The following is a 26,541-nucleotide window of genomic DNA, read 5'->3' on the forward strand; positions in this document are numbered from 1 at the left end:
CCGCGCGTCACTCGCGGCCCTGGTCGAGCAGGCGCCGCAGCATGGGCTCGATGCGAGAAAGCTCGTCGAGATGCGCCGCCGACAGTTCGGCCAGGCAATCGTCGGCGCGCTCGGTCAGCCGCAGCAGCACACGGCGGTGGTCATTCTTGTCCTGATCCCGTGCGACCAGGCCCGCCTCGCTGAGGCGATTGACCAGTTCGACCGCGCTGTGATGGCGGATGCGCAGGCGCTCCGCCAGGTCGCCGACCGTCACCGGTCCGCCGCCCGGAAATCCCTTGATCGCCAGCAGGGCCTGGTGCTGGCGCGGCGTCAGGCCGGCGTCTTCCGCCTGCAACTGGCTGAATTCGAGGAAGCGGCGGATCAGGTAGCGGAATTCGGACAGCCGCTGGTAGTCGGCCTGTTTGATGGCGGGGCGAGGTTTCTTCGGCTGCGTCATTCCTGACATTTGTTCCATTCCGGCAAAAGGCTCAAACGGTTTTGATGCAAACCGGCTTGAATTTATATCGTGTTACGATACATAGCGAGCCGACAAAGCCGGCTGGCGTCTTCGCCCGTGCCGCATATCCGAGATCCGGCCGCCGCCAGAAAGCCAGCCATGAAGCCCCATCATTCCGAAAACGGTCACTTGCGCGATTTCACCACCGACGCGCGGGTCTTGACGATTGCCACCATAGCCGTGGTGGTCGCCACGGCGGGGCTGTTCGCCGGCATCGTGCTTTTGAAACTGATCCGGCTCGCCACCAACATCGCCTACTTCGGCCAGTTCACGCTCGACGACCTGAAATTGCAGGACACGCCGCTCGGTTACGCCGCGGTGGTGGTGCCGGTGATAGGTGCACTGATCATCGGCCTGATGGCGCGCTATGGCAGCGAGAAGATCCGCGGCCACGGCATTCCAGAGGCCATCGAGGCGATCCTGCTCGGGCGCTCGAAGCTCGATGCCAAGGTTGCGATCCTGAAGCCGTTATCGTCGGCGATTTCGATCGGCTCCGGCGGACCGTTCGGCGCCGAGGGCCCGATCATCATGACTGGCGGCGCGATCGGCTCGCTGATCGCGCAGATGCTGCCGGTCACTGACAATGAGCGCAAGACGCTGCTGGTGGCCGGGGCGGCGGCGGGCATGACCACCGTGTTCGGCACGCCGATAGCCGCGATCATGCTGGCGGTGGAACTGCTTCTGTTCGAATGGACGCCACGCAGCTTCATTCCGGTGGCGGTGGCCGCCATCGTGGCCGAGGTAGAGCGCACCGTGCTGCATTTGCCCGGGCCGATCTTTCCGTTCCAGGGCGGCATGGCGGTGTCGTTCACCGGGCTCGGCGGCTGGGTTCTGGTCGGCATCTGCGCCGGCCTGTTGTCGGGGCTGCTCACCCAGATGGTCTATGCCTGCGAGGACGCCTTCCAGAAACTGCCGATCCACTGGATGTGGTGGCCGATGATCGGCGGCCTGGTGGTCGGTATCGGCGGCTTGATCGAACCACGGGCACTCGGCGTCGGCTACGACAACATCGCCGACATGCTGGATGGCCGCACGATCGCCGCCGCGGCGCTTCTCCTGCTTGTGGTCAAGGCGATCATCTGGTCGGTGGCGCTCGGCTCGGGAACATCCGGCGGCGTGCTGGCGCCACTGCTGATCATGGGTGGCGCAATGGGCGCGGTGCTTGCCGGGATACTGCCCGCGGCAGATCCGGGCTTCTGGGCGCTGCTGGCCATGGCCGCCACGATGGGTGGTACGATGCGCGCGCCGCTGACGGCCACGTTCTTCGCCGTCGAGTTGACCGGCAACACGCATGTGCTGGTGCCTCTGATCGCGGCCTGTGCGGCGGCGCATGCCGTGACGGTGCTCCTGATGAAGCGTTCGATCCTAACCGAGAAGATCGCCAGGCGAGGGCACCACCTCGTGCGCGAATATCGTGTCGATCCATTCGCGCTGACCAGGGTGCGCGAGGTGATGACGTCGCAGGTCGAGAGCGTGCCGGCGACGATGACGCTGCATGGCGCGGCGGCGTTCCTGACCGCGCCGGAGACACGCCATCCGAGTTTTCCCGTGATCGATGAGAACGGGCAGGTGCTCGGCCTCATCGATCCGCCGGCGATCCTGCGCTGGCGCCGTGCCGGCACGCACAGGACGACGACGCTCGGCGAGCTGCTCGCCGGAAGCAAGGTGACCCTGGCTTTTCCCGACGAATATCTGGAAGGTCTGTCCGACAAGCTGTTGATGGCCAATGTGTCGCATCTGCCGGTCGTCTCGCGCGAGGACGCAAAGCTGGTCGGCTATGTCGGCTGGAAGGATCTGATGCGCGTGCGGTCGAGAAAACAGGCCGAGGAGCGTGATCGTTCGACCTTGCTTGGCTTCGGCACCAGGCGCGGGAAAAAGGCAGGCGCTGTCGAGAGCACCTAGGCTAGGCGTTGGCTCCGCGCTTCGCCCACTCCAGGACATGCAGCCTCAGCGCCGAGGACAGGTTGGTGTCACGGCGCCGGCTCTCGTCGACCTCGGCCACGAGTGCGGCGAGCGTCAGCTTTCTCTGTGCCGCGATCGCGACGAGATCGTCGTAGAACGGTTTTTCGAGGGAATAGCTGGTGCGATGGCCGCGAATGGTCACCGAGCGCTTTTCGACGACGCTCACGGCCGAACGCTCATTGCTCGTCCTTGCCGGACGGCTCGATGCGATGGCCTTCGACAAATTTTTCGGCCTTGTCGGCGACCAGCCGATCGCGTTGCTTGTCCGCCTTGGAACGACCGTGCAGGGCACGGTTCTGTTCGGCGACGCGCAGCTTCTCGTCCCGCGCCCTCTGCTTGCGAGCCTGGCGGAGATTGACGATGTCGGCCATGGCGGGAGCCCGGGAGCCTATTTCTTGCGGAAGGCGTCGAGCGAAACCACTTCGGCGCCCTTGGTGCCGGCTTCAGCCGCGGCGGGCTTCTTCTCCGCTTCGGCGGCGGCTTTCTTCTCGGCCTTCGGCTTCTTCTCGGAGACGATGGTCAGCGGCTCGGGCGCGGGCGCGGCCGGTTCCTCATCGGGCTGGGCGTCGGTCTTGACGTCGAACTCGAGTTCGAAATTGACCGAGGGATCATAGAAGCCGCGCACGGCAGAGAACGGGATTTCCAGTTTCTCCGGCACGTCGGAGAAGGACAGGCCAACCTCGAAGCCGGTGTCGGTCACCTTCAGGTCCCAATACTGGAACTGGATGACGATGGTCATCTGCTCGGGATAGCGCTCGCGCAACCGCGACGACACGCGCACGCCGGGCGCGCCGGTCAGGAAGGTGATGAAGAAGTGGTGGTTGCCGGGAAGGCCGGTGCGTGCGACCTCGGCCAGGACCTTGCGCATGACGCCGCGCAACGCCTCCTGGGCCAGAATGTCGTAGCGGATGTGGTCGTCGGCCATGTGGTGGTCGGGTTCCGTTGAATCGTCCGCATAGCTGTAATCAAGCTTGAGCGCGGCGTAAACCGCATATAGATCACCGCCGCGTCGAAGCGAGGACTATTGCCAACGATTTGATCGGCAAGCCGGCTTCATGGCAACCGCAAATGTTATGCGTTAGCCAGCGTAGCGTGCTTTTTCGTGCTGGCCGCCGTGGGGCGCTTGCCGAAAGCGCGCAGGAAGGTGCGCACGCCGTTTGTCGCCGATTGCACCACCTCATCCTCGCGCGGCGTGCCGCCGAGCATGAAGGTGGTCTGCAGTTCGGCATTGACCAGGCCGAGGAACTGGCGCGCCGCGACGTCGGGATCATCGATTACGAGATGGCCGCCATAGGCGAGGCGGGCGAAGCGGGCGGCGATTGCCGGCCATGTCCTGCCCGGGCCTTGCTCGCGCCACTCGGCAAACAGTTCGGGATAGCGCTCACCTTCGGTCTGGATCAGCTTGCGCAGGAATTTTCCGTCGCGGTTGCAGATGCAGTTCTGGTTCAGGCGCACGGCAAAGCCGATCAGGTCGGCTTCGAGATCCCCTGGCTGGTCGGGAAAGGTGGCTATGGTGGCGAAGATGCCGACATTGCAGCGCTCGGTGAGGTCGCGCACCACGGCCATGAAGAGCTTTTCCTTGTCGCCATGGTGGTTGTAGACGGTCTGGCGCGAGACGCCCGCCTCGGCGGCGATCAGGTCGATATTGGCGCCGGCGAAGCCTTCGCGGCAGAACACGGTCGCCGCGGTGTCGACGATCGACAGGCGCTTGGCCTCGTGGCCGCGTGGCGGGAAAGTGTCAGGAGAAACGCTCGCTCTCATGAAAATCTATATAGAGGTGATTGACGATTTAGACAAGACTGTCTAAATTTGTGGACAAGATACAAAGAGGTTTCGCTCCGAAGAAGTGTCGGAACCTCATGGGATGGACCGTCCTAGGGTTAGACGTCGCTTGGCGGCGGCAGCCAGATTCGAAAGAAGCCAATATCATGAGTCCCAAATTCCTCCGCATCGCGGTCGTGCTCGGCCTGTTGTCCGCCATCGGCCCGTTCGCGATCGACATGTATCTCCCCGCTCTGCCGTCGATCGGGGCGGATCTGCATGCCGGCACGGCCGCCGTGCAGATGAGCCTGCTGATCTTCTTTCTGTCGATGGGTTTCGGCCAGATCGTCGTCGGTCCGATCTCCGACATGGTCGGCCGCAAGCTGCCGCTCTATGGCGGCCTTGCGCTGTTCATGGTCGGCGGCATCGGTTCGGCAATGGCGCCGACCATCGAGTGGCTGATCGCCTTCCGGTTCCTGCAGGGCCTTGGCGCCAGCGCCGGCATGGCCGTGCCGCGCGCGATCGTGCGCGACCTGCACACAGGCAATGAGGCGGCCAAGCTGATGTCCTTGCTGATGCTGGTGTTTTCGGTGTCGCCGATCCTGGCGCCGCTGACCGGCAGCCAGATCATCGAGAATTTCGGCTGGCGCGCCGTATTCTGGACGGTGACCGGCGCGGCGGCCCTTGCCACCATCCTGCTCGCGACCTCGCTCAAGGAGACGCGGCCGGCGGAAGAACGCGTCGGTTCTTCCTTCGGAACCGCACTTGCCGGCTACCGCTTCCTGATGGGGGACCGCAATTTCCTTGGCCTGGTGGCGATCGCCGGCTTCGGCATTGCGAGCTTCTTCGTCTATCTGTCGAGCTCGTCCTTCATCCTGATCGACCATTACGGGCTGTCGCCTTCGGTCTACAGCGTGTTCTTCTCGATCAATGCGGTCGCCTTCATCGGCATGTCGCAATTGACGGGAGTGCTGGCCGAGCGTTTTGGGCTGCGGCGCGTGGTGCGCGTCGCGGTGACCGGCTATGCCTCGACGATGGTGGTGCTGTTCGCGGTGATGGCGACGGGTATCGACCGGCTCGATGTGATGGCGGCACTGCTGTTCGTCGGTTACGGCTTCCTCGGCCTGGTCATCCCGACCACTTCGGTGCTGGCCATGGAAGAGCATGGCGAGATCGCCGGCACGGCCTCGGCGCTGATGGGCACGCTGCACTTCGCCATCGGCGCACTCGCCATGGGCGTCGCCGGTGTGTTCTTCGACGGCACGCCGCTGCCGATGGTCGCCGGCATCACGCTGTGCGCGGTGATTTCCTTCACGCTGGCCAAGGTCACACTCGGCCGCTCGCGCGAGGCAGTCGAGGCGCCAGCGGAATAGGCACCACTTGCAAGCACATGAAAAGGCCGGGTTTCCCGGCCTTTTTTATTGCGTGGCCCATGGCGGCCGGCACAAGCACGGCCATGTTCCGAGCTGCGTATCTCTCCGCAACGCCTCATGAAATCCGGGCTTCGAACGACCTTGTGATCAAATGGGTACCACGTTTAAGTGAGTATCTTGCATAAACAGGTACCTTCCAATAGAGTGTACTGGACTTGCCGGGAACGGACGATGACCGATCCAAATGACGTCCAGCTGAAAAAGGGAGCGCTCGAACTGTGCGTGCTTGCCTTGCTCGCCCGGCGGGAAAGCTACGCCTATGAGATCGCCAGCACGCTGGCCGAGCGTGTCGGCATGGGGGAAGGGACGATCTATCCGCTGATGCGGCGCATGCAGAGCGATGGGCTTGTCGCGACATGGCTCGTCGAATCGACGAGCGGCCCCTCCCGCAAATACTACCGGCTCACCGCGGCCGGCAGGACCGCCTACGAAGCGCGCAGCAGAGAGTGGCGGAGCTTTGTCGATGCCGTCGACCTTTTCCTGGGAGAGATGGAATGAACCGCGATGCTTTCTTGGTTTCCCTGCGCAACAGCCTGGCCGGAATGCCCGCGGGCGAAATCGACGAAATCGTCGCCGACTACGGTGCCCATTTCGACGAGGCGCGGGCCTCGGGACGGAGCGAAGAGGATGTCGCCAAGGCACTCGGCGATCCGGCGCGGCTGGGGCGGGAGCTGAGGGCGGAAGCAGGGATCCGCCGCTGGGAGCATGATCGTGGTCCGGCCGGCGTTGCCGCCGCGCTGCTCGCGCTGACCGGGCTCGCCGCCTTCGACATCCTTCTGCTGCTGCCGGTTCTCATCGTCTTCTGCGTCGTTGCGCTCGGTCTCGGCATTGCGGTCCTGGCGCTGGGCGTCACCAGCATCGGACTGCTGTTGAGCGTCGTGCCGTTCTGGCATTTCGCTTCGTGGGCCACGGCGTTCGCACGCCTGCTGGCCGCTGTCGGCCTTGCCGCCGCCAGCATCGGATTGGGCTCGCTGCTGCTGCTTGGCCTCAATGTCGGGGTCAGGCTGCTGGGGGATTATGCGCGCCTGCACTACCGCCTGGTCAAACCACGCCAGCCCTGATCAACCCCGTGGCGCGCTGCCACGCAGAAATAACAGGTGCAACATGAACAAGACGCTTGCCTGGACCGTCGTGCTGTCGCTCGCCGTGGCGGTGATTTGTCTGTCGCTGGCCAATTCGATCGCCGGCAACGAGTGGAGAGGCGGCCGTTGGTGGAATTTTGCCTCCAGTTGCCGCACTTCCGGGGACGGGACCAAGCCCGGATCGGTAACGCTGGCCTGGGAACCGATCTCCAGCGAATTCCAGATTGCGCTGCCGGCAACGGTGACTTATCGGCCCGGCACGCCTTCCCAGGCTGTCGTGAGCGGCGATCCCGAAGCTGTTTCGCATGTGCGCCTGTCCGGCAATGTGCTCGACTTCGATGACGGTTTCGATTGTGACGGCCTGCCGGTCAGCGTCCAGCTTACCGGTCCAGCGGTCCCCAGTTGGCGGTTGAGCGGCAGCGGCAAGCTCGAGCTTTCCGCTCTTGCCCAGGAGGCGCTCGATCTGCGCATCAGCGGCAGCGGCGATGTGCGCGCCAGCGGCAATGTGCAGGATCTGTCCTTGCGCATCTCCGGTTCGGGTTCAGGCGATTTCGGCAAGCTCGCGGCCAAGACCGCCAGCGTCCAGATCAGCGGCAGCGGCAATGCCGATATTGCGCCGCAGAACCAGGCTGACATCCGCGTGTCGGGCAGCGGCAACGTGCAGGTCCACGGCAACCCGAAGATCAATTCGCATGTCAGCGGAAGCGGCAGGGTCGAGACCGTGCCCTGAACGGTCGTAAGGCGCTTGCGCAGCCGCGCCGGTAGCACGCCTGGTGGCCACGACGACTCATGCCGCCGGCCTGAAATTCATTCGGATTCCGGCGGATGCGGCGGGGCCGGCCATCGACGCGGCCATGTGGTCGCCGTGTGCCGGCGGCTTCGACCGCATTGCCTTCCACAAGACGTTCAATGCCGATGTGTTTTGCCTTCTTTCGCCGGTATCTGGACGAAGACCAGGGGGCAAAGACGTCCGGGTCTGGCCATGAAGCAGTTGAAACGGTGGTGCAATAGGCAATTGCCACCGATGGAAGGCCCGGACTATCCGGCCTTTCACGCCAATCCTGCCTCGGCCAGTATGAAGCGCAGCCGTGTCTCGACCGGCCCCAGAGGCAGCGGAACCAATTCATAGCCCTGCTCCGTATAGACGCCGGCCAGCGCATGGTAAGTGCGCTCGGCCTCGTCTGGTGTCTGCTTGCGTTCCTCATCCTGCGCGAAGATATCAGGCCAGGGCGGAGCGATGAAGACGCGCGGATTGTAGCGGAAGCGCTTGGCGGCGGTCCTGACGTGCTCTGCCACGGGCAGGCCGCTCAGCCTGAGATAGCCAAGCGTGTCCGGCACGCCGCGATCGAAGAAGACCGGTCCTTTCTGTTCGATAGCGTTCTGGTAGGAGCGCATCTCCCAGGACAGCATCAGTTCGGCGAACAATCCACGATCCTCCCAGGGTAGGGCGGATCCGCCAATGGTGCCCTGGTCGCGGATGATGCCGCGTCCGGCCTCGACTGAAGTCGCAAAGCCTGCCCGGCGCAAGGCTTCGATCAAAGTGGTCTTGCCGGAGCCCGGACCACCGGTCAGCACGAAGAATCGATCGGAATCGTTTTGCATTGTTTGCCCATGGAGGAACAGACACGCGCGACGCGGCAGCTTCGCGGCCCACGGGCCGTGCGAAGTCTGGACGGCGAAAAGCTGCCGTCGCGCATGACTCGGATTGAAGGAGGGGGAGAAGTGGAGGTTTCTGTTGCCAGGTACCTCCGAACCCCGCCTAGAAGTGCGAACCCCTAGGGCTTGATTTGAAGCGTTCGCACTGCATTAAGCAGCGAGACGAGCTTCCGCATAGTTGTCGTTGGCAACTATAAGTTTAGCCCGATGACGGTGGTACAATGCCGGGCAAAAGTACGATCTTTACACCTTCGTCGATCCTATTTCGCCCCCAGCAAAAACCGCTCTGTCGTCAACAGCGGCTTTTGGTGGAGGCGCCGGGTACCGCCCCCGGGTCCGAACGGCTTATTTCATCGCCCATTTATCGCCATAGTCGGTCAAGCCGACAAAACGAATATAGGGGGCGTTTGACTGAAATGAAAGGCCGCAATGGGGCTTTGTCCCTGTGTCAAATTGCGACGGCAAGGGTTGACTTGGGCGCGGTCTCAACCGAAGCTTTGCGGGCGGTGAGGAGTTATCGACCTAGCGCACAGATTGCGAAGCGCGCCACAGCCCTCATCGATCGGATCCGTGGCGCCGACGAGGGGAATTTTAATGGCCGACTATCTTGCAGACGTGAAGAAGTACGACGCGGGCGCCAGCGCTGAAATTGTCGAAAAGATCGTCAAGCATCTGGGCATTGCGCTCAGGAACCGCGACTCCTCGCTGGTGTCCTGCACGGACCCGAAGGAGCTTGAACGCGTCAAGGAGAGCTGGGTCGCCAAGAAGCTCGGCATCAGCGACGGCGCGAAAGCCGATGCCTCGATCGAGAAGACCTGCAAGGCCATGCACGCCGACAATACCAAGAGCCGGGTGACTTTCTACTATCTGGTGGCCAAGGATCTGGGCAAGCTCGGCTCGCTCTGAAACATCTGATACTTCCACTTTGGCGGCCGATTAGCGCGGTCTTGCGCGCTTCGGCTCGCCGGAGCGAGTTCTGAAGAGGGCTCCGCTGCTCATCCGCGTGGGGAAGACTTCAGACAGGCGTGGCGTCGGCGCGCACATGCGCTATGATTGGTGAAATCTCGAATCGAGCCGGAACCGATGCGCCAATATCTCGACCTCTTGCAGCATGTGCTGGAAAACGGTGCCGATCGCGGCGACCGCACCGGTACTGGCACGCGCTCCGTCTTCGGCTACCAGATGCGTTTCGATCTGGCGCGCGGCTTTCCCGTGACCACGACAAAGAAGCTGCATCTGAAGTCGATCATCCATGAACTGCTGTGGTTCCTGGCTGGCGACACCAACATCAAGTACCTGACCGAGCATGGCGTCACGATCTGGGACGAATGGGCCGACGAGAACGGCGACCTTGGCCCCGTCTATGGCAAGCAATGGCGTTCCTGGCCGGATGGCCATGGTGGCTCGATCGACCAGATCGCGAATCTTCTCAAGGAGATACGCCGCAATCCGCAATCGCGGCGGCTGATTGTCTCGGCATGGAATCCCGCCGAGGTGGAAGCCATGGCACTGCCGCCGTGCCACTGCCTGTTCCAGTTCTATGTCTCCGAGGGCCGGCTTTCCTGCCAACTCTACCAGCGCTCCGCCGATATCTTCCTCGGCGTGCCGTTCAACATCGCGTCCTACGCGCTGTTGACGCTGATGGTGGCGCAGGTGACCGGGCTGAAGCCGGGCGATTTCGTCCATACGCTGGGTGACGCGCATCTCTACTCCAACCATTTCGAACAGGCGCGCGAGCAGTTGCGGCGAACGCCAAGAGCGCTGCCGACGATGTGGATCAACCCAGAGGTGAAAGACCTGTTCGCCTTCCGCTTCGAGGACTTCCGGTTGGAAAACTATGTCGCCGATGCCTCGATCAAGGCGCCGATCGCGGTTTAAGCCGCTCGCAGGACTTAGCCAATTTCGAAGTCACCCGCCTGTGGCGGCGCGATCGGCTTGAACAGCGTGCGATCCGGTTTGAGGTCGAGCAGCGGCGTGCCGTCGACGCAATCCATGCCGCGTACCAGCAGTGCCGATCCCTCGACGCGGACAAGGCTGACGATCGAGGTGCCGATCGGATTGGGCCGGACCGGCGAGCGCAGCGCGAATGTTCCGCGCGAGGTGCCGTCGCTGGCCGGGCTCTGCTTGACGAGGTCGCGCCGCGACAGATGCAGCCAGTAGAGCACTTCCAGCCGCTCGAATTTTTCGACGCCCTCCAGGGCCTGCCGCCAGGGATCGAAGATTTCGATGCGGCAGACAGGGCCGTCGTCACGGCCCTGTCGCGGCGTGACCAGACGCGAAACCCAGGGCGTGCGGATGACGCCGATGAACACCAGTCCGGCGTCGGTCGCCGGCGGTGCCTCGATCGCGACCTCGCTCGGCCGGATCTCGTTTTCGCGAACCATGTCTGGCCGCAAGTGGTTCAGTCGATGCCGACCATCACGTCCGAGGCCTTGACCACGGCATAGGCCTGCTTGCCCTTTTCGAGCTTGAGGTCGGCGACGGCTTCGTTGGTGATCGAGGCGGTGACGATGGCGCCGCCGCCGATATCGATCCTGACATGCGAGGTGGTGGCTCCCTTGACGATCTCGGTGATCGTCCCCTTGAGGACGTTGCGGGCGCTGACCTTCATCGGGCTCTCCTTTGGTTTATGCATGCCGTTCTCCCAAGACCGAGGTCACTTTTGGGCGACATGCATTAGGTTTCCTGATCGTCTTACCAGAACAATCGACGCCGCACAGACGTTTTCGCAAGGCGCCGGGCCTTCCCTTGTTATATTCATGCGGATATATCGGATGGCAGGCTGCGAGCCGCACGGATTTCAAACCAGGGAGAGTTTTCGATGACGCGCAAAGGTTTCGGGTTGAGGGCGATCGCCATTGGCGGTTTTGCGGCGACGCTGATGGCGGCGATGCCGGCCGCCCATGCGGAAGACAAGGTCGTGGTGTTCGCGGCGGCCAGCCTCAAGGACGCGCTCGATGCGGTGAACAAGGCCTGTGAGGCTGATGTCGGCGAGGCCGCTACCGTCTCCTATGCCGCGAGTTCGGCACTGGCCAAGCAGATCGAGGGGGGGGCACCGGCCGACGTCTTCATCTCGGCCGATCTCGACTGGATGAAATATCTCTCCGACAAGAAGCTCACCAAGCCGGACACCGAGGTGAAGCTGCTCGGCAACGAGATCGTGCTGGTGGCGCCGAAGGATTCGACGGTTGACGCCAAGATCGAGAAGGGTTTTGACCTCGCCAAGCTGGTCGGCGACGGCAAGCTCGCCATGGGCGATTTCAAGGCGGTGCCAGCCGGCAAGTACGGCAAGGCGGCACTGGAATCGCTGGGCGTCTGGTCTTCGGTCGAAGGCAAGGTGGCGCAGGCCGAGAATGTGCGCGCGGCACTCAAGCTGGTTTCAACGGGGGAGGCCGCTCTCGGCATCGTCTACGCCACCGACGCGCATGCCGAAAAGGGCGTCAAGGTGGTCGGCACATTCCCGGAGGATTCGCATCCGCCGATCATCTATCCGGTTGCCCAGACCGCCGATTCAAAGGACAAGGATACGCCTGCTTTCCTGAAATGCCTGCAGTCCGCCAAGGCCGGCGCGCTCTTCAAGGAACAGGGCTTCACCGTGCTCACGCCGAGCAACTGAGACGGGTCTGACATCGCAATATGAACTGGCTGCTGGACCTCACTCCCGACGAATGGAATGCGGTCCGGCTATCCATCAAGGTGGCGACTGTGGCGATGCTCGCCAGCCTGCCGCCCGGCATATTGATCGCGCTACTGCTTGCCCGAGGACAATTCTGGGGCAAGACGCTGCTCAACGGCGTTGTCCACCTGCCGCTGATCCTGCCGCCCGTGGTGACCGGCTATCTCCTGCTTTTGACGTTCGGCAAGCGCGGCCCGGCTGGTGCCTTCCTGGCCGAGCATTTCGGCATTGTCTTCTCGTTTCGCTGGACCGGTGCGGCACTTGCCTGCGGCGTCATGGGATTTCCGCTGATGGTGCGGGCGATCCGGCTGTCGATCGAAGCGGTGGACCGCAAGATGGAGGCGGCGGCGGGCACGCTTGGCGCCAATCCCTTGTGGGTGTTTGGCACCATCACGCTGCCACTGATCCTGCCCGGGCTGATCGCCGGTTCCATCCTGGCCTTCGCCAAGGCAATGGGGGAATTCGGCGCGACCATCACCTTCGTCTCCAACATCCCTGGCGAGACGCAGACGCTGCCCTCGGCGATCTACACTTTCACCCAGGTGCCGGGCGGCGATGAGGGCGCATTGCGGCTGACATTGATCTCGATCGTCATCTCGATGGCGGCACTGGTCGCCTCGGAAGTGCTGGCGCGGCGCGTCGGGCGGCGGATGGACATCGAATGAGCGTCATCGTCGACATCGGCCACCGGCTGGGCGATTTCGCCATCGAGGCCCGTTTCGAGAGCGCAGGGCGGCTCACAGCGCTGTTCGGGCCGTCCGGTTCGGGCAAGACCACGCTCATCAACATGATCGCCGGGCTGATCCGGCCCGACAAGGGCCGCATCGAGGTCGACGGCCGCGTGCTGGTCGACACAGATGCCGGGATTTTCGTACCGAAGCACAAACGCCGCATCGGCATGGTGTTTCAGGATGCGCGCCTGTTCCCGCATATGAGCGTGGCCAGCAATCTGCGTTACGGCCGCTGGTTCACGCCGGCAAAGGAGCGCTATGCCGACATGGATGGCGTCGTCGACCTGCTCGGCATCGGCCCGCTGCTCGGGCGGCGCCCGGCAAAGCTGTCGGGCGGCGAGAAGCAGCGTGTGGCGATCGGCCGGGCGCTGCTGGCCAGCCCCGGATTGCTACTGATGGACGAGCCGCTGGCCTCGCTCGACGAGGGGCGCAAGGCCGAGATCCTGCCCTATATCGAGCGGCTGCGCGACGAGACGAAAATCCCGATCGTCTATGTCAGCCATTCGGTCGCCGAGGTGGCGCGGCTGGCTAGCGACGTGGTGATGCTGGCGCAAGGCAAGGTCGTCGCCAGTGGTCCGACCGAGGCCGTCATGCAAAGGCTCGACCTGTTGCCAGCGGAAGAGCGTGGCGAGGGTGGCGCCGTGCTGGACACGAAGGTGCTGCGTCACGACGAGGTGTTCGGCATGACCGTGCTCGGCTCGGCCGCCGGCGAAATCCGCGTGCCGCGCCTTGCGATGAAGACAGGGGCTCCCGTGCGTGTCCGCATTCGTGCCCGCGATGTGATGATCGCGACGGAGAAACCGACAGGCCTCAGCGCGCTCAACATCCTGCCCGGCACGATCGTCGCGATCAGCCCGGGCGAGGGGCCGACGGTCGAAGTCGGCATCGATTGCCATGGCGCGACCGTGCTTGCCCGCATCACCGAACAGTCGCGGCAGGCGCTGAAACTGCGGCTTGGCGGCAAGGTTTTCGCGGTGGTCAAGACGGTGAGCTTCGACCGGGCGAATACTGGGGCCGGCCTGCCCGCCGAGGCGGATGGATGAGTGCGCTATGTCTTTTTGGAATAGCGGTATCGCTGAAGACCTTCTACTATGGGGATCTGGCGTGAGCGAGGAGGAGCAAAAATGCCATCGCTGAGCTTGCGGATAAATCTCGATCCTGACGGGCGGATCGGTCCGGGCAAGATCGAGCTCCTGGAGCATATCGCCACCTTCGGTTCGATCTCGGCCGCCGCGCGCGGCATGGAGATGTCCTACAAGCACGCCTGGGATCTGGTCGAGGACATGAACCGGGTGTTCGGCAAGCCGCTGGTTTCGGCGCAGACCGGCGGCCGCAAGGGGGGCGGCGCGCAGCTGACTGCCATCGGCCTGGCCGTGGTCAGCCGGTTCCGCGCCATCGAGCGCGCGGCGACGGCCGCGGCGGCGACGCATATGGATGCACTGCAGGCGGAGATCGACGCGGGTTGAGATCGACTGGAAACTCTACCCGACGGGCGACTAGCGCGATTTTCTGCGCTTCCGGTGCTCTCGGACTTAATGTCCGCTCCGCTCCGGTTCTCGAAATTCACGCTATTCACCTCGTCAGGGCGAGTTTCGAGCCGATCTCAGCGTTGGCGCTGAGAAAAGGGATTAATTCTCTTCCGGTTCACCCGCCTTGCGCAGGAGGTAGGTGTCCATGATCCAGCCCTTTTTCCGACGGGCTTCCTCGCGGACCTTTTCAATTTCGGCGCCGACATCGCTGAGGCGGCCTGAAAGAATGATTTCGTCAGGCGTGCCGAGATAGGCACCCCACTGGATGAAGACATCCTTGTCGGTAAGCGTGTTAAAGGCGCATTTGCCATCGAGCATGACGACTGCCGAGCCTGCATTGGCAGGCAAGCCTTCCTCGGTCAGCCGTCGGCCAGTGGTGACCAGGATGGAATCGCCGATGCGGTTCAGCGCTGTCTTGTGACTGGCGGCAAGCGCCTGGATTGCGGTGATGCCGGGGACGACCTCCAGTTCGAAGGCCACATTGTCTCTCAGGCGCACCCGCTCGAGGATGCGCAGCGCGCTGTCGTAAAGCGAAGGATCGCCCCAGATCAGGAAGGCGCCGCAGCCGTCGTCCGCAAGTTCATCGCGGATCAGGCTTTCGTAGATGGCGGCGATGGCTTCGTGCCAGTCGTCGACGGTCGAGCGGTAGGAGGATGTCGGTTCGGCGCGCACCGGCACGTCGAACTCGACCCGGCGGGATTTCGGGTTGGTGACGAAGCGGTCGCAGATCTCGCGCCGCAGGTCGGCGAGGTCGTTCTTTTTCGCGCCCTTGTCGGGGATGAACAGCACGTCGGCGCGGTTCAGGCCTGATATGGCCTGCACGGTCATGTGGTCGGGATTGCCGGCGCCGATGCCGATGACGAGAAGCTTGCGCATGAGGCGAACTCCTGCCTGATCGCAACCTGCGTGTCCAGACCGCCACTGCGTGTCCAGAGCGCTACTGCGTGTCCGGCCCTGGGCCGCATGCCAAGACGCTGTCGTGTGCCCATGCGAGCGGAAGGGCTTTGAAACGCCGCATTGAAACGGCTAGGGTCATCAGGGCATTCTTGCCGAGGGGGCTTCGATGTTGCGATATGTTCTAACTGCGGCGCTTGCGCTTTCCGCTGTGCCTGCCTTGGCCAACGACTCTGTTGCCGAACTCGGCACCGGCGGTCTGATCCTGTCGCGCAGCGACGCGGTCGCGATGCAAAGCGAGGATCTCTTCATCTCGCCCGAGAAGGTGACGGTCGACTACGTCTTCCACAACAACACCGATAGGGATGTCGATTCGATCGTCGCCTTCCCGATGCCGGACATTTCGGGCGATCCCAATGAGATGCCGGCGATTCCTGAGAACCAGAGCGACAATTTCCTCGGCTTCGAGGTGACTATCGACGGTGTCGCGGCAAAGCCGCAACTCGAGCAGAAGGTGTTCGCGCTCGGCATCGACATCAGTGCCGACCTGAAGGCGCAGAATGTGCCGTTCAACCCGTTCGGTGACGCGGCCAAGGCGGCACTGGCGAAGTTGCCGAAGGCGGTGGCAGACGACTGGGTTGACCGCGGCATCATCATCGAGGATCCGGAAGGCGACAGCGACCCAGGCACCAGCCCGTCCTATGCACCCTTCTGGCAATTGCGCTCGACCTATTGGTGGCGCTCGACCTTTCCGGCCAACAAGGACGTGCGTGTCTCTCACCGCTACAAGCCCAGCGTCGGCGCCACGTCATCGGTCAGCTTCTTCAGTGACGGCCAGTTCCAGGGCGCATACGCCGCCTACAAGACCCGCTACTGCCTGGACGGCACGTTCGAGAACGCGGTGCGCAAGGCGGCGAAGGACAATCCGGACGGTTATCCGAAATATTACGAAAGCCGCATCGCCTATATCCTGACCACGGGCGGCAACTGGGCGGCGGGCACCATCGGCAAGTTCAAGCTGACCATCGACAAGGGCAATGCGAAAGCCCTGGTCTCGTTCTGCGGCGACAACGTAAAAAAGGTCGGGCCGACGACCTTCCAGATGACGGCGGATGATTTCTACCCGGAGCACGACATCGATATCCTGCTGCTCGAACCGTCGAACAACAATGGCGGGGACGCGAACTGATGCATGTCGCTATCTATGTCGCCATTGCCGAGAACGGCGTGATCGGGCGGGACGGCGGGTTGCCTTGGCGGCTCTCCACCGATCTCAAGCGGTTCAAGGCCGACACGATGGGCAAGCCCATTATCATGGGCCGCAAGACCTATGAAGGCATCGGCCGTCCGCTGCCGGGCAGGCTGAACATCGTCGTCACGCGCGACAAGACCTGGCGCGCCGAGGGCATCGAGGTGGCGCATACGCTGGAAGCCGCGATTCAGCTGGCAACGGTGCGCGGGCGCTGCATGGCCGGCGTGGACGAGGTCTGCGTCATCGGCGGCGGGGAGATCTATGCCCAGGCGCTGCCGCTGGCCGACCGGCTGCACGTCACCCATGTGCTGGCCAGCGTCGATGGCGATGCGCATTTTCCGCCGATCGACCCTGAGATATGGCGCATGGTCAGTGCGCAGGAGGTTCCGGCTGGAGAAAAGGACAGCCACGCAACGCGCTATTCGGTTTACGAGCGCCTTCGCCAGATACTTTGATAGATAAAAAACGTGCATTGAGGGACGACAAAGGGTCGCTACCGGGCCAAAAGGGATGATGTCGGCGGCGCATCGCGTTGAAAGCGCGCCGTGGCGTCCCTATAGAAGAACAACACTGGATTTGCGCCGTAACTCCGGCGCTTGAGGGAATTCCAAGCGAAAGGACATTCATGCCCTGGAACGACAAGAGTGGCGGAGGCGGCGGCCCGTGGGGCGGCGGCGGTAACAATCAGGGACCCTGGGGGCAGGGGCCAAAGGGGCCGAGCGGCCCGCAAGGCTCGCCTCCCGACCTCGAAGACATCATCCGCCGGGGCCAGGATCGGCTGCGTCGCGCGTTGCCCGGTGGCGGCGGTGCCAGTCCGGCTATTTTCGCGCTTGTCGCGGCAGCGCTTGTCGTGCTGTGGGCGTTCCAGGCGATTTACACCGTGCAGCCCGACGAGGTCGCGGTCGAACTGCGCTTCGGCAAGCCAAAGGCCGAACTGTCACAGCCCGGCCTCCATTTCCATTGGTGGCCCCTCGAAACCGTTGAAACGGCGAAGATTTCCGAGCAGCTCGTGGACATTGGCGGCGGCAATACAAGCGGCAACGGCCTGATGCTTTCCGGCGACCAGAACATCGTCAACGTGCAGTTTTCGGTGGCCTACCAGGTCTCCGATCCCCGCGCCTATCTGTTCGACGTTTCCGATCCTGACGGCATGCTGCGGCAGGTCGCCGAAAGCGCCATGCGCGAAGCCGTCGGCCGCAGGCCGGCGCAGGACATCTTCCGCGACGACCGCCAGGGTATCGCTGCCTCGGTGCGCGAGATCATCCAGACCACGCTCGACGGCTACAAGGCCGGCCTGCAGGTCAATGCCATCTCGATCGAGGACGCGGCGCCGCCGCGCGAAGTGGCCGATGCCTTCGACGAAGTGCAGCGCGCCGAGCAGGACGAGGACAAGTTCGTCGAGCAGGCCAACCAGTATTCCAACCAGAAGCTCGGCGGCGCGCGGGGCGCGGCGGCGCAGATCCGCGAGGACGCGGCCGCCTACAAGAACCGCGTCGTTCAGGAGGCGGAAGGTGAAGCGCAGCGCTTCATCTCGGTCTATGACGAATATGCCAAGGCGCCAGATGTGACCCGCAAGCGGCTTTATCTGGAAACGATGGAGAAGGTTCTGAAGGACTCGAGCAAGGTCATCGTCGAACAAGGCAACGGGCAAGGGGTCGTCCCCTATCTGCCGCTGCCGGCATTGCAGCCGAAAGCGCCGGCACCAGCCGCCTTGGGTGCGAACACGGGAGGTAACCAGTGATGGCCAACCGTCTTCCCATCTTCGTCGTCATCGCGGCGGTCATCCTGTTCCTCATCTATTCCTCGGTCTTCGTGGTCAATGCGAAGCAGCAGGCTATCGTCCTGAGGTTCGGCGAGATCGTCGACGTCAAGAGCGAGCCTGGCATCTACTTCAAGGCGCCGTTCTCGTTCTTCGACGCCGATACGGTGCAACTGATCGAGAACCGGGTGCTGCGCTTCGACCTCGACAACATCCGCGTCCAGGTTTCGGGCGGCAAGTTCTACGAGGTCGATGCCTTTATCGCCTATCGCATCTCCGATCCGCGCATCTTCCGTGCCGCGGTGTCCGGCCAGATCGAACTGGCCGAAGCGCGGCTGAGGACCCGTCTCGACGCTGCCTTGCGCCGTGTCTACGGCCTGCGTGACTTCGAGGCGGCGCTCTCGGAAGAGCGCGCCGTGATGATGCGCGAAGTCCGCGATCAGCTCAGGCCCGACGCCACGTCGCTCGGACTGCAGATCGAGGATGTCCGCATCCGCCGGACCGATCTTACGGCCGAGGTTTCACAGCAAACCTACGACCGCATGAAGGCGGAGCGCTTGGCGGAGGCTGCGCGGCTCAGGGCACGCGGCAACGAAGCGGCACAGCGCATCACGGCACGGGCCGATCGTGAAGTGGTCGAGATCGTTGCCGAAGCGCAAAAGGAGTCCGAGATCCTGCGCGGCGAGGGCGAGGCCCAGCGCAGCGCCACCTTCGCGCAAGCCTATCAGCGCGACCCGGCCTTCTTCGATTTCTACCGGTCGATGAACGCCTATGGCACGGCGCTGGACAACACCGGGACGACCATGGTGCTGTCGCCGAGCTCGGAGTTCTTCCGCTACTTCCGCGATCCCGACGGCAAGGAAGGGCCGGCGAAACAGACGCCGCCGGCACCGGCCGCACCGGCGACGGCACCCGCCGCGCCGACGACACAACCCAGCACCGGCCAGCAATAGCCGGTGCAGGACTTCTTCGCGGCGATAGGCCTGGTCCTTGTCATAGAGGGCCTGGTCTATGGCGGCTTTCCCGGTTTCGCGAGGAAGCTCGCGGGCGAGGTGCTGTCGATGCCGGAGAACGCATTGCGGATCGCGGGGCTGGTCGCCATCGCCATCGGGGTCGGCGTCGTCTGGCTGGTGCGGGGCGGATGAGAACCACCGGTTTTCGTCTTCGGCAAAACGGAGGATTTATCCTCTGACGCTGGTCGTAGCCGCAAACGTGCCGTATTTTTTGCCAACATGGCGCAACGCGGTGTTTTTGCCGTTGCGCTTTCTCTTTCAGAAATACCGGGAGGCTTCTCGATGACATCAACACTCCTTTTGCGCGCAGCACGGCGGACATTCATAGCCGGCACGGCGGCACTTCTTGTCGGCACTGTCGCCGTACCGTCCTTCGTGACGCCGACCTTCGCGGCCGACGGGCCTGCTTCGGTGGCCGACCTCGCGGAAGGCCTGCTCGGCGCGGTGGTCAACATCTCGACCTCGCAGACGGTGAAGGGCACGGAAGGGCCGGGCGCCGTGCCGATGCCGCAGCTTCCGGAAGGCTCGCCCTTCCAGGACTTCTTCGACGATTTCTTCAAGAACCGCGGCGGCGACAAGGATAATGGCGCGCAGAAGGTGCAGTCGCTGGGATCCGGTTTCGTCATCGACGCCGAGCAAGGCATCGTCGTCACCAACAACCACGTGATCGCGGACGCCGACGACATCGAGGTCAATTTCTCCGATGGCGTGACGCTGAAGGCAACGCTGGTCGGCACCGACACCAAGACCGACGTCGCGGTGCTCAAGGTCGATCCGAAAGGCCACAAGCTCACCGCGGTGAAGTTCGGCGATTCCACCAAGATGCGCGTCGGCGACTGGGTGATGGCGATCGGCAATCCGTTCGGCCTTGGCGGCACGGTCACGGTCGGCATCGTCTCGGCGCGCAACCGCGACATCAATTCCGGCCCCTATGACGATTTCATCCAGACCGATGCGGCAATCAACCGTGGCAATTCCGGCGGGCCGCTGTTCAACAGCGCCGGCGAGGTCATCGGCATCAACACGGCGATCATTTCGCCCTCCGGCGGCTCGATCGGCATCGGCTTCTCCATCCCCTCGCAGCTCGCCTCGGGCGTCGTCGACCAGTTGCGCCAGTTTGGCGAGACGCGGCGCGGCTGGCTCGGCGTGCGTATCCAGCCAGTGACGGACGACATCGCCGAGAGCCTCGGCATGGCGACCGCCAAGGGGGCGCTGGTGGCCGGCGTCATCAAGGGCGGACCTGTCGACAACGGCACCATCCAGGCCGGCGACGTCATCATCAAGTTCGACGGCAAGGACATCCATGAGATGCGCGACCTGCCGCGCGTCGTTGCCGAAAGCCCTGTCGGCAAGGCAGTCGACGTGCTGATCGTGCGCAAGGGCGTCGAGCAGACGGTGAAGGTGACGCTCGGCCGGCTTGAGGATGGCGAGAAGCTCGCCAGCGGCGAGAATGGCAACACCGACAAGGACAAGGGCGACAAGGCTCCGGCCGTTTCGACCGCCTCGGTGCTCGGCATGACCGTGGGCGAGCTCAATGACGAGACGCGCAAGAAGTTCAGCATCGCCGCCGATGTCTCCGGCGTCGTCATCACGGACGTGGCCAAGGACTCGGCCGCCGCCGAGCGGGGCATCCAACCGGGCGAAGTGATCACCGAGATCGCGCAGGAATCGGTCGCCACGCCCAAGGACGTGATGGACCGGATCGGCGCGCTGAAGGAGCAGGGCCGCAAGAACGCGCTTCTGATGCTGGCGTCGAAGACAGGTGAGTTGCGTTTCGTGACGATCCGGATGGATTGAGTTTTCAATCCGCCATCTTTCAAAAAAAACGCGGCTAACGAGCCGCCTTTTTTCTTGCCTGCCAACCCTCGCGAGAGAGCCGGTAGAGCACATGCCGCTTGAGCGCGGGATGGCTGTCGGGAATGCCGGGATGATCGAAGTCGGCCGACGGATCGGCCGTCATGCCGAGGCGTTTCATGACGGCGGTCGAGCGGTGGTTTTCCGCGACGGCGAAGGAGACGATTTCGTCAACGTCAAGCGTCTCGAAACCGTAGGCAAGCCATGCCTCGGCGGCCTCGGTGACATAGCCCTTGCCCCAGAATTCCGGGGCCAGCCGCCAGCCGATCTCGATCGTGCCGGCCGGCAGGACGTCCATGTCCTCGGTTCCTGATAGTCCGACAAAGCCGATGCACGCGCCCGTGGCGGCAATTTCGGCCGCGGCGAAGCCATAGCCGTCCTCATCGATCCATGCGCGGACCTCGTCCATCTTGGCGTCGGCGGCGGCGCGGTCGCGACGGAACGGGAAGAATTCCATGACGCGCTCGTCGGAATTGATGCGATGGAAAAGCTCGCGGTCGCGCTCTTCCCAGTTGCGCAGGATCAGCCGCTCGGTACGCATTGGTTTCATTGCGCAAATTCTTCCTGGCGATAGCCCTGCAAATAGAGCAGTGCGGTCAGGTCGCCATGGTCGATGCGCACCTTCGCCTGCGCCGCCACTGTAGGCTTGGCATGGAGCGCCACGCCGGTGCCGGCGAGGCGGATCATGTCGAGATCGTTGGCTCCGTCACCGACGGCGATGGCGTCGGCGGGTGTCAGTCCAAGGCGCGCCGAAATTTCGAGCAGCGCGTCGGCCTTGGCGGCGCGACCGAGGATCGGCTCACCGACCAGGCCGGTGAAGTGTCCATCCTGTTCGAGCAGGCGGTTGGCGCGGTTTTCCTGAAAGCCGAGCATCGCCGCGATGCGTGTGGTGAAGACCTCGAAGCCGCCCGAGACCAGCGCTGCCCAGGCGCCGTTGGCGCGCATGGTCTGGACCAGTTCGCGGCCGCCCGAGGCCAATGTCAGCCGGTTGGCGACGATGCGATCGACGACGGCGGCATCGAGCCCCTTCAACAGCGCGACGCGTTCGCGCAGAGCCGGTTCGAAGGCAATCTCGCCGTTCATCGACCGCGCGGTAATTGTGGCAACGCGATCCTTGACGCCGATCTCGTCGGCCAGTTCGTCGATGCATTCCTGGTCGATCATGGTCGAATCCATGTCGGCGATGAGGATTTTCTTGCGACGCGTTTCCGCCTGCTGGACGATCACGTCGACCGGTTCAGCGGCCAATGCGGCGCGCAGGGCGTCGGTGATCCCGGCGATGTCAGCCTCTTGCGGCAAGGCAATATCGCAGGCAATGCCTTCGGCCAGCCAGACAACGGTGCTTGCGCCCACCGTCCGCGAGGCCATATTCGCAAGCGACCGCGACAGAGCGCGGTCAGCGGGACGGGAAACAAGCGTGGCAATGAGCGGCATCGAGAATTCCGGCGCGGATGCGGGCGAAGGCCGCGTGAAGAATGCGATCCTGATAGCCGGGCCGACCGCCAGCGGCAAGTCGGCGCTGGCGCTCGACCTGGCCGAACGCACAGGCGGCGTCATCATCAACACCGATTCCATGCAAGGCTATTCGGTTCTCGACGTGCTGACCGCCAGGCCGCAGCCGGCCGACCTCGCACGGGTGCCGCATTTTCTCTACGGCCATGTCCGTCCCGATACGGCCTATTCGACCGGCGCGTGGCTGCGCGACGTGATGAAACTCATCGACGACGGAACGCTGTCGCGGCGGCCGGTCTTCGTCGGTGGCACGGGCCTCTATTTTCGCGCGCTGGCCGAGGGCATTTCGGAAATGCCCGATATTCCGCCGCGCATCCGTGACCGCTGGCGCTATGAGCTGAAAGAGCAAGGCGCGGTCAAGCTGCACGGGCTGCTGCTGCGCGAGGATTCGAGAGCCGCCATGCAGCTCAAGCCAACCGACAGCCAGCGCATCGTGCGGGCGCTCGAAGTGCTCGACGCCTCCGGCCGGTCGATCCTGGAGTGGCAGGCAGAGCGCGGCCGACCACTCATCGACAGACAGACGGCGCGTTTCCTGGTCATCGAGCCGGACCGGGCCGCGCTGGTCGATCGCATCGAAAGGCGCTTCGACCAGATGCTGGACAAGGGCGCGCTGGAGGAGGTCAGGCAACTTGCGGCCCTTCACCTCGATCCGGACCTGCCGGCGATGAAGGCGATCGGCGTTCGCGAACTGCAAGCCGCGATGGCCGGCCTATCCAGCTTTCCCGAGGCGATCGAGCGCGCCAAGATCGCGACCCGGCAATATGCCAAGCGGCAAGCGACCTGGTTTCGACACCAGCTGGGGCCGGAATGGCAAAGATTGCGCTGGGATGACGATCTCGAAACCACGATCCAAACGCTTGTTGCTAATGCAACTTAAAAAGTTGACCTTGAGGGAAAGGTTCCCGTCGAGGTTGTCGGAGTTAACGCTCCGTAAGGCGGTCCGTGCCATAAGGTCGACGGGCACTTTTCCATTGGGGAGCAGATGCGTTTCCACAAGGCGGAATCCGCTTTTTTCGTCTTTATTTTCGTGATCCTGGCCGCTGGTCTGGTGACGCTGCACGCCTATGGACTCATGCAATCCTTCGCCACCGAACTCCATACCCAGTCGGGCCTGGACAAGGTCATCTATCTCAACAAGCTGTTGTTCGCGACCGGCGTTCTGCTCGCCACCGCGCTGTTTTTCGGCATCTTCTTCATCTACCCGCTGATCCGCAAACAGGCGACGGAAGAAGGCAAGCTGCGCGCCATGACGGTTTCGCTCAGCGCCCGTTCCGAAACGCTCGAGCACGCCGCCCTGACCGATGGCCTGACCGGCATGCAGAACCGGCGCTATTTCGACGATGCGCTGAAGGAATATCTCGAGGAGTTCCGGCGTATCGAGAAGCCGGTCGGGTTGATGATCCTTGATCTCGACCATTTCAAGCAGGTCAACGACACGCACGGTCACGACGTCGGCGACGAGGTGCTGAAGGCCGTCGCCAGCTGCCTGAAGGACATGACACGCTTCCATGATGTGGTGGCGCGGCTCGGCGGTGAGGAGTTTGCCGTGGTCACGCCTAATATGGAGGCGGAACTGCTGGGCAAATTCGCCGAGCGCATCCGCAAGGCCATCGCCAACATGTCGATCCTCTCGGGCAATGTCAGGCTCAAGATCACGACCAGCGTCGGGCTCGCCGTCTGGGACCGGAAGGAAACGGCGGAGGAGTTCTATCGCCGCGCCGACCGCCAGCTCTACGAGGCGAAGAGGCAAGGCCGCAACCGCGTCTGCGCCTGAAATCCCATCATCGAATTCGTGAGGCCGGCCGTCTGTTGCCGCTTTCTGCGCTTCCGGTGCTCACGGACCAAAAGTCCGCTCCGCTCCGGTTCTCGAAAACAGCACCAGCCGACTCGGCCCGACGAATTCTCTGACGGGATTCACCCAAGCTTCCGAGCGGAGAAGAGCCATGGCCTGGCGCGGCTTCTCTGAACTGCCGGCAAATGGGCGTGACGCTCTGGACTCAGTCGTTCTGGGGGCGCAGGCCGAAGGTGGCGGGCTTCAGGCCGTAGCGCATGTCGAAATCGTCGTCCGATGGCACGCGGGTGGTCGCCGGCTTTCGATAGTCGGGGTCGCCGGCCTGGCGGCCGGAATCGACCACCTCGGCGAAGGCCATCGCCTGCGGTGTCGGTTTGGGCACGTTGCGCAGCCGCTCGACGATCGCCACCAGATCGACATCGTCGCCGGTCTTCGCCGCCTCGGCTTCTTCGCGTTTGGCCGTACCGGGCAGCAGGTGGGCTGGCAGTTTTTCAAACTTCAGCCGCATGGTCGTCGCCACGCCTTCGCCGAAGGCAATGGCCTCGCGCTGGCCCATGGACGACAGGAAGGCAAGCGTGGAGGCGGAAGAGTCGGCGATCGCCGAGCGGATGATCGCCTGGTCCTGCTCGTTGGCGAGCCGCATCGCGAAGAAGGTCGAACATTGCGACAGGATGGTCGGGTCGAGCTCGCCCGGACGCTGGGTGACGACGCCGAGGTAGCAGCCATATTTGCGGCCTTCCTTGGCGATACGCGACAGCGCGTGCCGGGTCGGCGCGAAGCCGAGACGCGGATCGGCCGGCATGTAACGATGCGCTTCCTCGCACAGAAACAGGAGCTGCAGCTTGCCCTCGCTCCACAGAGCGAGATCGAAGGCCAGGCGCGCCAGCACCGAGCAGACGGAATTGACCACTTCGGAGGGCATGCCGGCCATCTCGAAGCAGGTCACCGGGCGGCCGTGATGCGGCACGCGGAAGATGTTGCCGATGGTCTCGTGGATGGTGTCCTCGATCAGGCGCGAGCTGAACATGAAGCGGTAGCGCGGATCGGCGGCCGCCGATTCGATGCGCGTCTTCAGCGATTTCAGCGTCGGGCGATCGTTCTTGCTTTCGAGCATGCCCATACGCTCGTCGATCTGCTTGATCAGGTCGGCGATGCGGTAAGGCACCGGCGTATCGGCGGTCAGCGCATCGTTGCCGCGCCTGAGATAGGCACCTGAATTCGGGTTGCGGTAGAGGTTCTTGGCGAGTGGAATAAGGTCGCGCAGAGCGTCGATCTCCTCCGGGACCGTCTCACGGCCACGGAACAGCACTTCGGCGAATTCCTCGAGCTTGAACATCCAGAACGGCAGGTCGAGAGTCTTGGAATCGACCTTGACGCAATATTCGGGCAACGAGCCGGCGAATTCATTGTGCGGGTCGAGGATCAGGATGCGCAGATCGGGCCGCGCCGCGATCGATTTGCGCAGCAGCAGCGAGACAGCTGTGGACTTGCCGACGCCCGTGGTGCCGACAATGGCGAAATGGCGCGCCAGCGTGTCGTCGATCGCGATGTTGGCGGCGATCCCTTCGTCCTGCGACAGCGAGCCAATGGTGATGGAGTGGCGGCCGGCCAGATCGTAGACCGCCTGGAGATCACGGCTGCGGATCCTGTGGGCGACGGCGCCGATATGCGGATAGGTGGTGATGCCGCGGTCGAAGATCGGCTTGGCGCCCGGCTCGGCGGCGTCGCGCACTTCGCCGATCAGCTCGATGCTGACCTCGATGGGGTTCTGGCCCTCATTGCTCCAGGCGCGGTTCGACTTGCCGATCGCGTAGACGAGACCCACGGTTCGTGTCGTGCCCAGATTGATCGAGATCATCTTGCCGACCGTCCACAGGCCGGTCACGGATCCGTCGATGTCATCGGCATAGGCGGCGATGGTGGCGCGCGCGCCGTCACATTGCACGACATTGCCCAGGATGCGCCGGTCGTTCTGCTCTGTGTTGCGGCGCTCCTGCGATGTCGGTTCTCCGACGGCAGCTTCGCGTTCGACATACATGGACAGGCCAATCCCCATTTCCCTGGAGATCGGATCCTACCGGAGTGGGGTTAAGGTCGGATGAGGCTGGATGGTGTAGAGAGGATTAAGCGCTTGTCGAA

General features: G+C 63.5%; 31 protein-coding genes and 1 other RNA gene. 19 read left to right on the forward strand and 13 right to left on the reverse strand.

Going from position 1 to position 26,541, the window contains the following annotated elements:
- Nucleotides 1-7: 7 nt before the first annotated feature.
- Nucleotides 8-454 (reverse strand): MarR family winged helix-turn-helix transcriptional regulator, encoded by a 447-nt coding sequence (locus MesoLj_RS18340; RefSeq protein ID WP_202327069.1) that lies wholly within the window; start codon nucleotides 452-454, stop codon nucleotides 8-10.
- A 141-nt stretch (nucleotides 455-595) separates the two neighbouring features.
- Here MesoLj_RS18340 and MesoLj_RS18345 point away from each other — a divergent pair, with 141 nt between their 5' ends.
- Nucleotides 596-2,398 carry a chloride channel protein gene (locus tag MesoLj_RS18345; protein ID WP_202327071.1) on the forward strand — a complete coding sequence of 601 codons (1,803 nt, stop codon included), beginning with the start codon at nucleotides 596-598 and terminating at the stop codon, nucleotides 2,396-2,398.
- A gap of 1 nt (nucleotide 2,399) precedes the next feature.
- Here the strand turns inward: MesoLj_RS18345 and MesoLj_RS18350 are convergent, their stop codons facing one another.
- The 4 genes from MesoLj_RS18350 to MesoLj_RS18365 all read right to left on the reverse strand — a co-directional run bounded on the left by MesoLj_RS18350 (nucleotide 2,400) and on the right by MesoLj_RS18365 (nucleotide 4,219).
- Entirely contained in the window at nucleotides 2,400-2,624 is a 225-nt protein-coding gene (locus MesoLj_RS18350) for a ribbon-helix-helix domain-containing protein (RefSeq protein ID WP_202327073.1), read from the reverse strand.
- 10 nt (nucleotides 2,625-2,634) lie between these two features.
- Nucleotides 2,635-2,829, reverse strand: coding sequence for a DUF4169 family protein (locus MesoLj_RS18355; protein WP_202327075.1), 195 nt, complete (start codon nucleotides 2,827-2,829; stop codon nucleotides 2,635-2,637).
- A 17-nt stretch (nucleotides 2,830-2,846) separates the two neighbouring features.
- Entirely contained in the window at nucleotides 2,847-3,383 is a 537-nt protein-coding gene (locus tag MesoLj_RS18360; protein ID WP_056573125.1) for an SspB family protein, read from the reverse strand.
- A gap of 146 nt (nucleotides 3,384-3,529) precedes the next feature.
- Entirely contained in the window at nucleotides 3,530-4,219 is a 690-nt protein-coding gene (locus tag MesoLj_RS18365; RefSeq protein WP_202327078.1) for a TetR/AcrR family transcriptional regulator, read from the reverse strand.
- A gap of 167 nt (nucleotides 4,220-4,386) precedes the next feature.
- On the opposite strand from MesoLj_RS18365, the gene MesoLj_RS18370 reads away from it, so the two are divergent.
- The 4 genes from MesoLj_RS18370 to MesoLj_RS18385 all read left to right on the forward strand — a co-directional run bounded on the left by MesoLj_RS18370 (nucleotide 4,387) and on the right by MesoLj_RS18385 (nucleotide 7,464).
- Nucleotides 4,387-5,592 (forward strand): multidrug effflux MFS transporter, encoded by a 1,206-nt coding sequence (locus MesoLj_RS18370; RefSeq protein ID WP_202327080.1) that lies wholly within the window; start codon nucleotides 4,387-4,389, stop codon nucleotides 5,590-5,592.
- A 231-nt stretch (nucleotides 5,593-5,823) separates the two neighbouring features.
- Nucleotides 5,824-6,150, forward strand: a complete 327-nt coding sequence (locus MesoLj_RS18375; RefSeq protein ID WP_202327082.1) for a PadR family transcriptional regulator — start codon at nucleotides 5,824-5,826, stop codon at nucleotides 6,148-6,150.
- On the forward strand, nucleotides 6,147-6,713 hold the full coding sequence (locus MesoLj_RS18380) for a DUF1700 domain-containing protein (RefSeq protein ID WP_202327084.1): 567 nt from the start codon (nucleotides 6,147-6,149) through the stop codon (nucleotides 6,711-6,713). Before MesoLj_RS18375 ends, MesoLj_RS18380 begins: the two co-directional genes overlap by 4 nt.
- A 43-nt stretch (nucleotides 6,714-6,756) precedes the next feature.
- A complete protein-coding gene (locus MesoLj_RS18385; RefSeq protein ID WP_202327087.1) occupies nucleotides 6,757-7,464 on the forward strand; it encodes a GIN domain-containing protein in 708 nt (235 codons plus the stop codon).
- A gap of 320 nt (nucleotides 7,465-7,784) precedes the next feature.
- Here the strand turns inward: MesoLj_RS18385 and MesoLj_RS18390 are convergent, their stop codons facing one another.
- Together MesoLj_RS18390 and ssrA are read right to left on the reverse strand one after the other, a co-directional pair.
- Complete coding sequence (locus MesoLj_RS18390) at nucleotides 7,785-8,336, reverse strand: AAA family ATPase (RefSeq protein WP_202327090.1); 552 nt, start codon at nucleotides 8,334-8,336, stop codon at nucleotides 7,785-7,787.
- A 119-nt stretch (nucleotides 8,337-8,455) separates the two neighbouring features.
- Nucleotides 8,456-8,816, reverse strand: a transfer-messenger RNA (tmRNA) gene (ssrA, locus tag MesoLj_RS18395).
- Nucleotides 8,817-8,984: 168 nt separating this feature from the next.
- On the opposite strand from ssrA, the gene MesoLj_RS18400 reads away from it, so the two are divergent.
- Together MesoLj_RS18400 and MesoLj_RS18405 are read left to right on the forward strand one after the other, a co-directional pair.
- The gene (locus tag MesoLj_RS18400; RefSeq protein ID WP_056573114.1) at nucleotides 8,985-9,296 is read left to right on the forward strand and encodes a DUF2853 family protein; all 312 of its coding nucleotides are present in this window, start codon (nucleotides 8,985-8,987) and stop codon (nucleotides 9,294-9,296) included.
- Nucleotides 9,297-9,473: 177 nt separating this feature from the next.
- Entirely contained in the window at nucleotides 9,474-10,268 is a 795-nt protein-coding gene (locus MesoLj_RS18405; RefSeq protein WP_140775949.1) for a thymidylate synthase, read from the forward strand.
- A gap of 14 nt (nucleotides 10,269-10,282) precedes the next feature.
- Here the strand turns inward: MesoLj_RS18405 and tsaA are convergent, their stop codons facing one another.
- Both tsaA and MesoLj_RS18415 read right to left on the reverse strand, forming a co-directional pair.
- On the reverse strand, nucleotides 10,283-10,774 hold the full coding sequence (tsaA, locus tag MesoLj_RS18410) for a tRNA (N6-threonylcarbamoyladenosine(37)-N6)-methyltransferase TrmO (RefSeq protein WP_202321621.1): 492 nt from the start codon (nucleotides 10,772-10,774) through the stop codon (nucleotides 10,283-10,285).
- 17 nt (nucleotides 10,775-10,791) lie between these two features.
- Nucleotides 10,792-11,001: a TOBE domain-containing protein gene (locus tag MesoLj_RS18415; protein ID WP_056573106.1), complete on the reverse strand. Its 210-nt coding sequence runs from the start codon at nucleotides 10,999-11,001 to the stop codon at nucleotides 10,792-10,794.
- Between the two features lie 210 nt (nucleotides 11,002-11,211).
- On the opposite strand from MesoLj_RS18415, the gene modA reads away from it, so the two are divergent.
- The 4 genes from modA (at nucleotide 11,212) to MesoLj_RS18435 (ending at nucleotide 14,263) form a co-directional block, all read left to right on the forward strand.
- Nucleotides 11,212-12,006: a molybdate ABC transporter substrate-binding protein gene (gene modA / locus MesoLj_RS18420; protein WP_140775856.1), complete on the forward strand. Its 795-nt coding sequence runs from the start codon at nucleotides 11,212-11,214 to the stop codon at nucleotides 12,004-12,006.
- Between the two features lie 20 nt (nucleotides 12,007-12,026).
- Nucleotides 12,027-12,731, forward strand: a complete 705-nt coding sequence (gene modB / locus MesoLj_RS18425; protein WP_202321623.1) for a molybdate ABC transporter permease subunit — start codon at nucleotides 12,027-12,029, stop codon at nucleotides 12,729-12,731.
- On the forward strand, nucleotides 12,728-13,840 hold the full coding sequence (modC, locus tag MesoLj_RS18430; RefSeq protein WP_202321625.1) for a molybdenum ABC transporter ATP-binding protein: 1,113 nt from the start codon (nucleotides 12,728-12,730) through the stop codon (nucleotides 13,838-13,840). Before modB ends, modC begins: the two co-directional genes overlap by 4 nt.
- 81 nt (nucleotides 13,841-13,921) lie before the next feature.
- A complete protein-coding gene (locus MesoLj_RS18435; protein WP_140775858.1) occupies nucleotides 13,922-14,263 on the forward strand; it encodes a winged helix-turn-helix domain-containing protein in 342 nt (113 codons plus the stop codon).
- 162 nt (nucleotides 14,264-14,425) lie between these two features.
- On the opposite strand, the gene cobF is transcribed toward MesoLj_RS18435, so the two are convergent.
- Nucleotides 14,426-15,202, reverse strand: a complete 777-nt coding sequence (gene cobF / locus MesoLj_RS18440; RefSeq protein WP_202321627.1) for a precorrin-6A synthase (deacetylating) — start codon at nucleotides 15,200-15,202, stop codon at nucleotides 14,426-14,428.
- 187 nt (nucleotides 15,203-15,389) lie between these two features.
- Between cobF and MesoLj_RS18445 the strand changes: the two genes are divergently transcribed.
- The 6 genes from MesoLj_RS18445 to MesoLj_RS18470 all read left to right on the forward strand — a co-directional run bounded on the left by MesoLj_RS18445 (nucleotide 15,390) and on the right by MesoLj_RS18470 (nucleotide 21,041).
- Nucleotides 15,390-16,409, forward strand: coding sequence for a DUF4424 domain-containing protein (locus tag MesoLj_RS18445; RefSeq protein WP_140775860.1), 1,020 nt, complete (start codon nucleotides 15,390-15,392; stop codon nucleotides 16,407-16,409).
- Nucleotides 16,409-16,927: a dihydrofolate reductase gene (locus MesoLj_RS18450; protein WP_140775861.1), complete on the forward strand. Its 519-nt coding sequence runs from the start codon at nucleotides 16,409-16,411 to the stop codon at nucleotides 16,925-16,927. The genes MesoLj_RS18445 and MesoLj_RS18450 overlap by 1 nt, the downstream gene beginning before the upstream one ends.
- Nucleotides 16,928-17,097: 170 nt before the next feature.
- Nucleotides 17,098-18,213 (forward strand): FtsH protease activity modulator HflK, encoded by a 1,116-nt coding sequence (gene hflK, locus MesoLj_RS18455; RefSeq protein WP_140775862.1) that lies wholly within the window; start codon nucleotides 17,098-17,100, stop codon nucleotides 18,211-18,213.
- Complete coding sequence (gene hflC / locus MesoLj_RS18460) at nucleotides 18,213-19,184, forward strand: protease modulator HflC (protein ID WP_202321629.1); 972 nt, start codon at nucleotides 18,213-18,215, stop codon at nucleotides 19,182-19,184. The genes hflK and hflC overlap by 1 nt, the downstream gene beginning before the upstream one ends.
- A 3-nt stretch (nucleotides 19,185-19,187) precedes the next feature.
- Complete coding sequence (locus tag MesoLj_RS18465) at nucleotides 19,188-19,376, forward strand: DUF2065 domain-containing protein (protein WP_202321631.1); 189 nt, start codon at nucleotides 19,188-19,190, stop codon at nucleotides 19,374-19,376.
- A 150-nt stretch (nucleotides 19,377-19,526) separates the two neighbouring features.
- A complete protein-coding gene (locus MesoLj_RS18470; RefSeq protein ID WP_140775864.1) occupies nucleotides 19,527-21,041 on the forward strand; it encodes a DegQ family serine endoprotease in 1,515 nt (504 codons plus the stop codon).
- Nucleotides 21,042-21,075: 34 nt separating this feature from the next.
- Here MesoLj_RS18470 and MesoLj_RS18475 read toward each other — a convergent pair whose 3' ends face one another.
- Complete coding sequence (locus MesoLj_RS18475) at nucleotides 21,076-21,648, reverse strand: GNAT family N-acetyltransferase (protein ID WP_202321633.1); 573 nt, start codon at nucleotides 21,646-21,648, stop codon at nucleotides 21,076-21,078.
- Nucleotides 21,645-22,532: a phosphoserine phosphatase SerB gene (gene serB / locus MesoLj_RS18480; protein ID WP_202321635.1), complete on the reverse strand. Its 888-nt coding sequence runs from the start codon at nucleotides 22,530-22,532 to the stop codon at nucleotides 21,645-21,647. Before serB ends, MesoLj_RS18475 begins: the two co-directional genes overlap by 4 nt.
- Between serB and miaA the strand changes: the two genes are divergently transcribed.
- Complete coding sequence (gene miaA, locus MesoLj_RS18485; protein WP_202321637.1) at nucleotides 22,522-23,487, forward strand: tRNA (adenosine(37)-N6)-dimethylallyltransferase MiaA; 966 nt, start codon at nucleotides 22,522-22,524, stop codon at nucleotides 23,485-23,487. The genes serB and miaA overlap by 11 nt on opposite strands.
- A gap of 105 nt (nucleotides 23,488-23,592) precedes the next feature.
- Entirely contained in the window at nucleotides 23,593-24,384 is a 792-nt protein-coding gene (locus tag MesoLj_RS18490) for a GGDEF domain-containing protein (RefSeq protein WP_056573060.1), read from the forward strand.
- A 223-nt stretch (nucleotides 24,385-24,607) separates the two neighbouring features.
- Here the strand turns inward: MesoLj_RS18490 and MesoLj_RS18495 are convergent, their stop codons facing one another.
- Nucleotides 24,608-26,440, reverse strand: a complete 1,833-nt coding sequence (locus tag MesoLj_RS18495) for an ATP-binding protein (RefSeq protein WP_202321639.1) — start codon at nucleotides 26,438-26,440, stop codon at nucleotides 24,608-24,610.
- Nucleotides 26,441-26,541 lie beyond the last annotated feature (101 nt).

The organism is Mesorhizobium sp. 113-3-9, from assembly GCF_016756515.1.
In the GTDB taxonomy this organism is placed as follows: domain Bacteria; phylum Pseudomonadota; class Alphaproteobacteria; order Rhizobiales; family Rhizobiaceae; genus Mesorhizobium.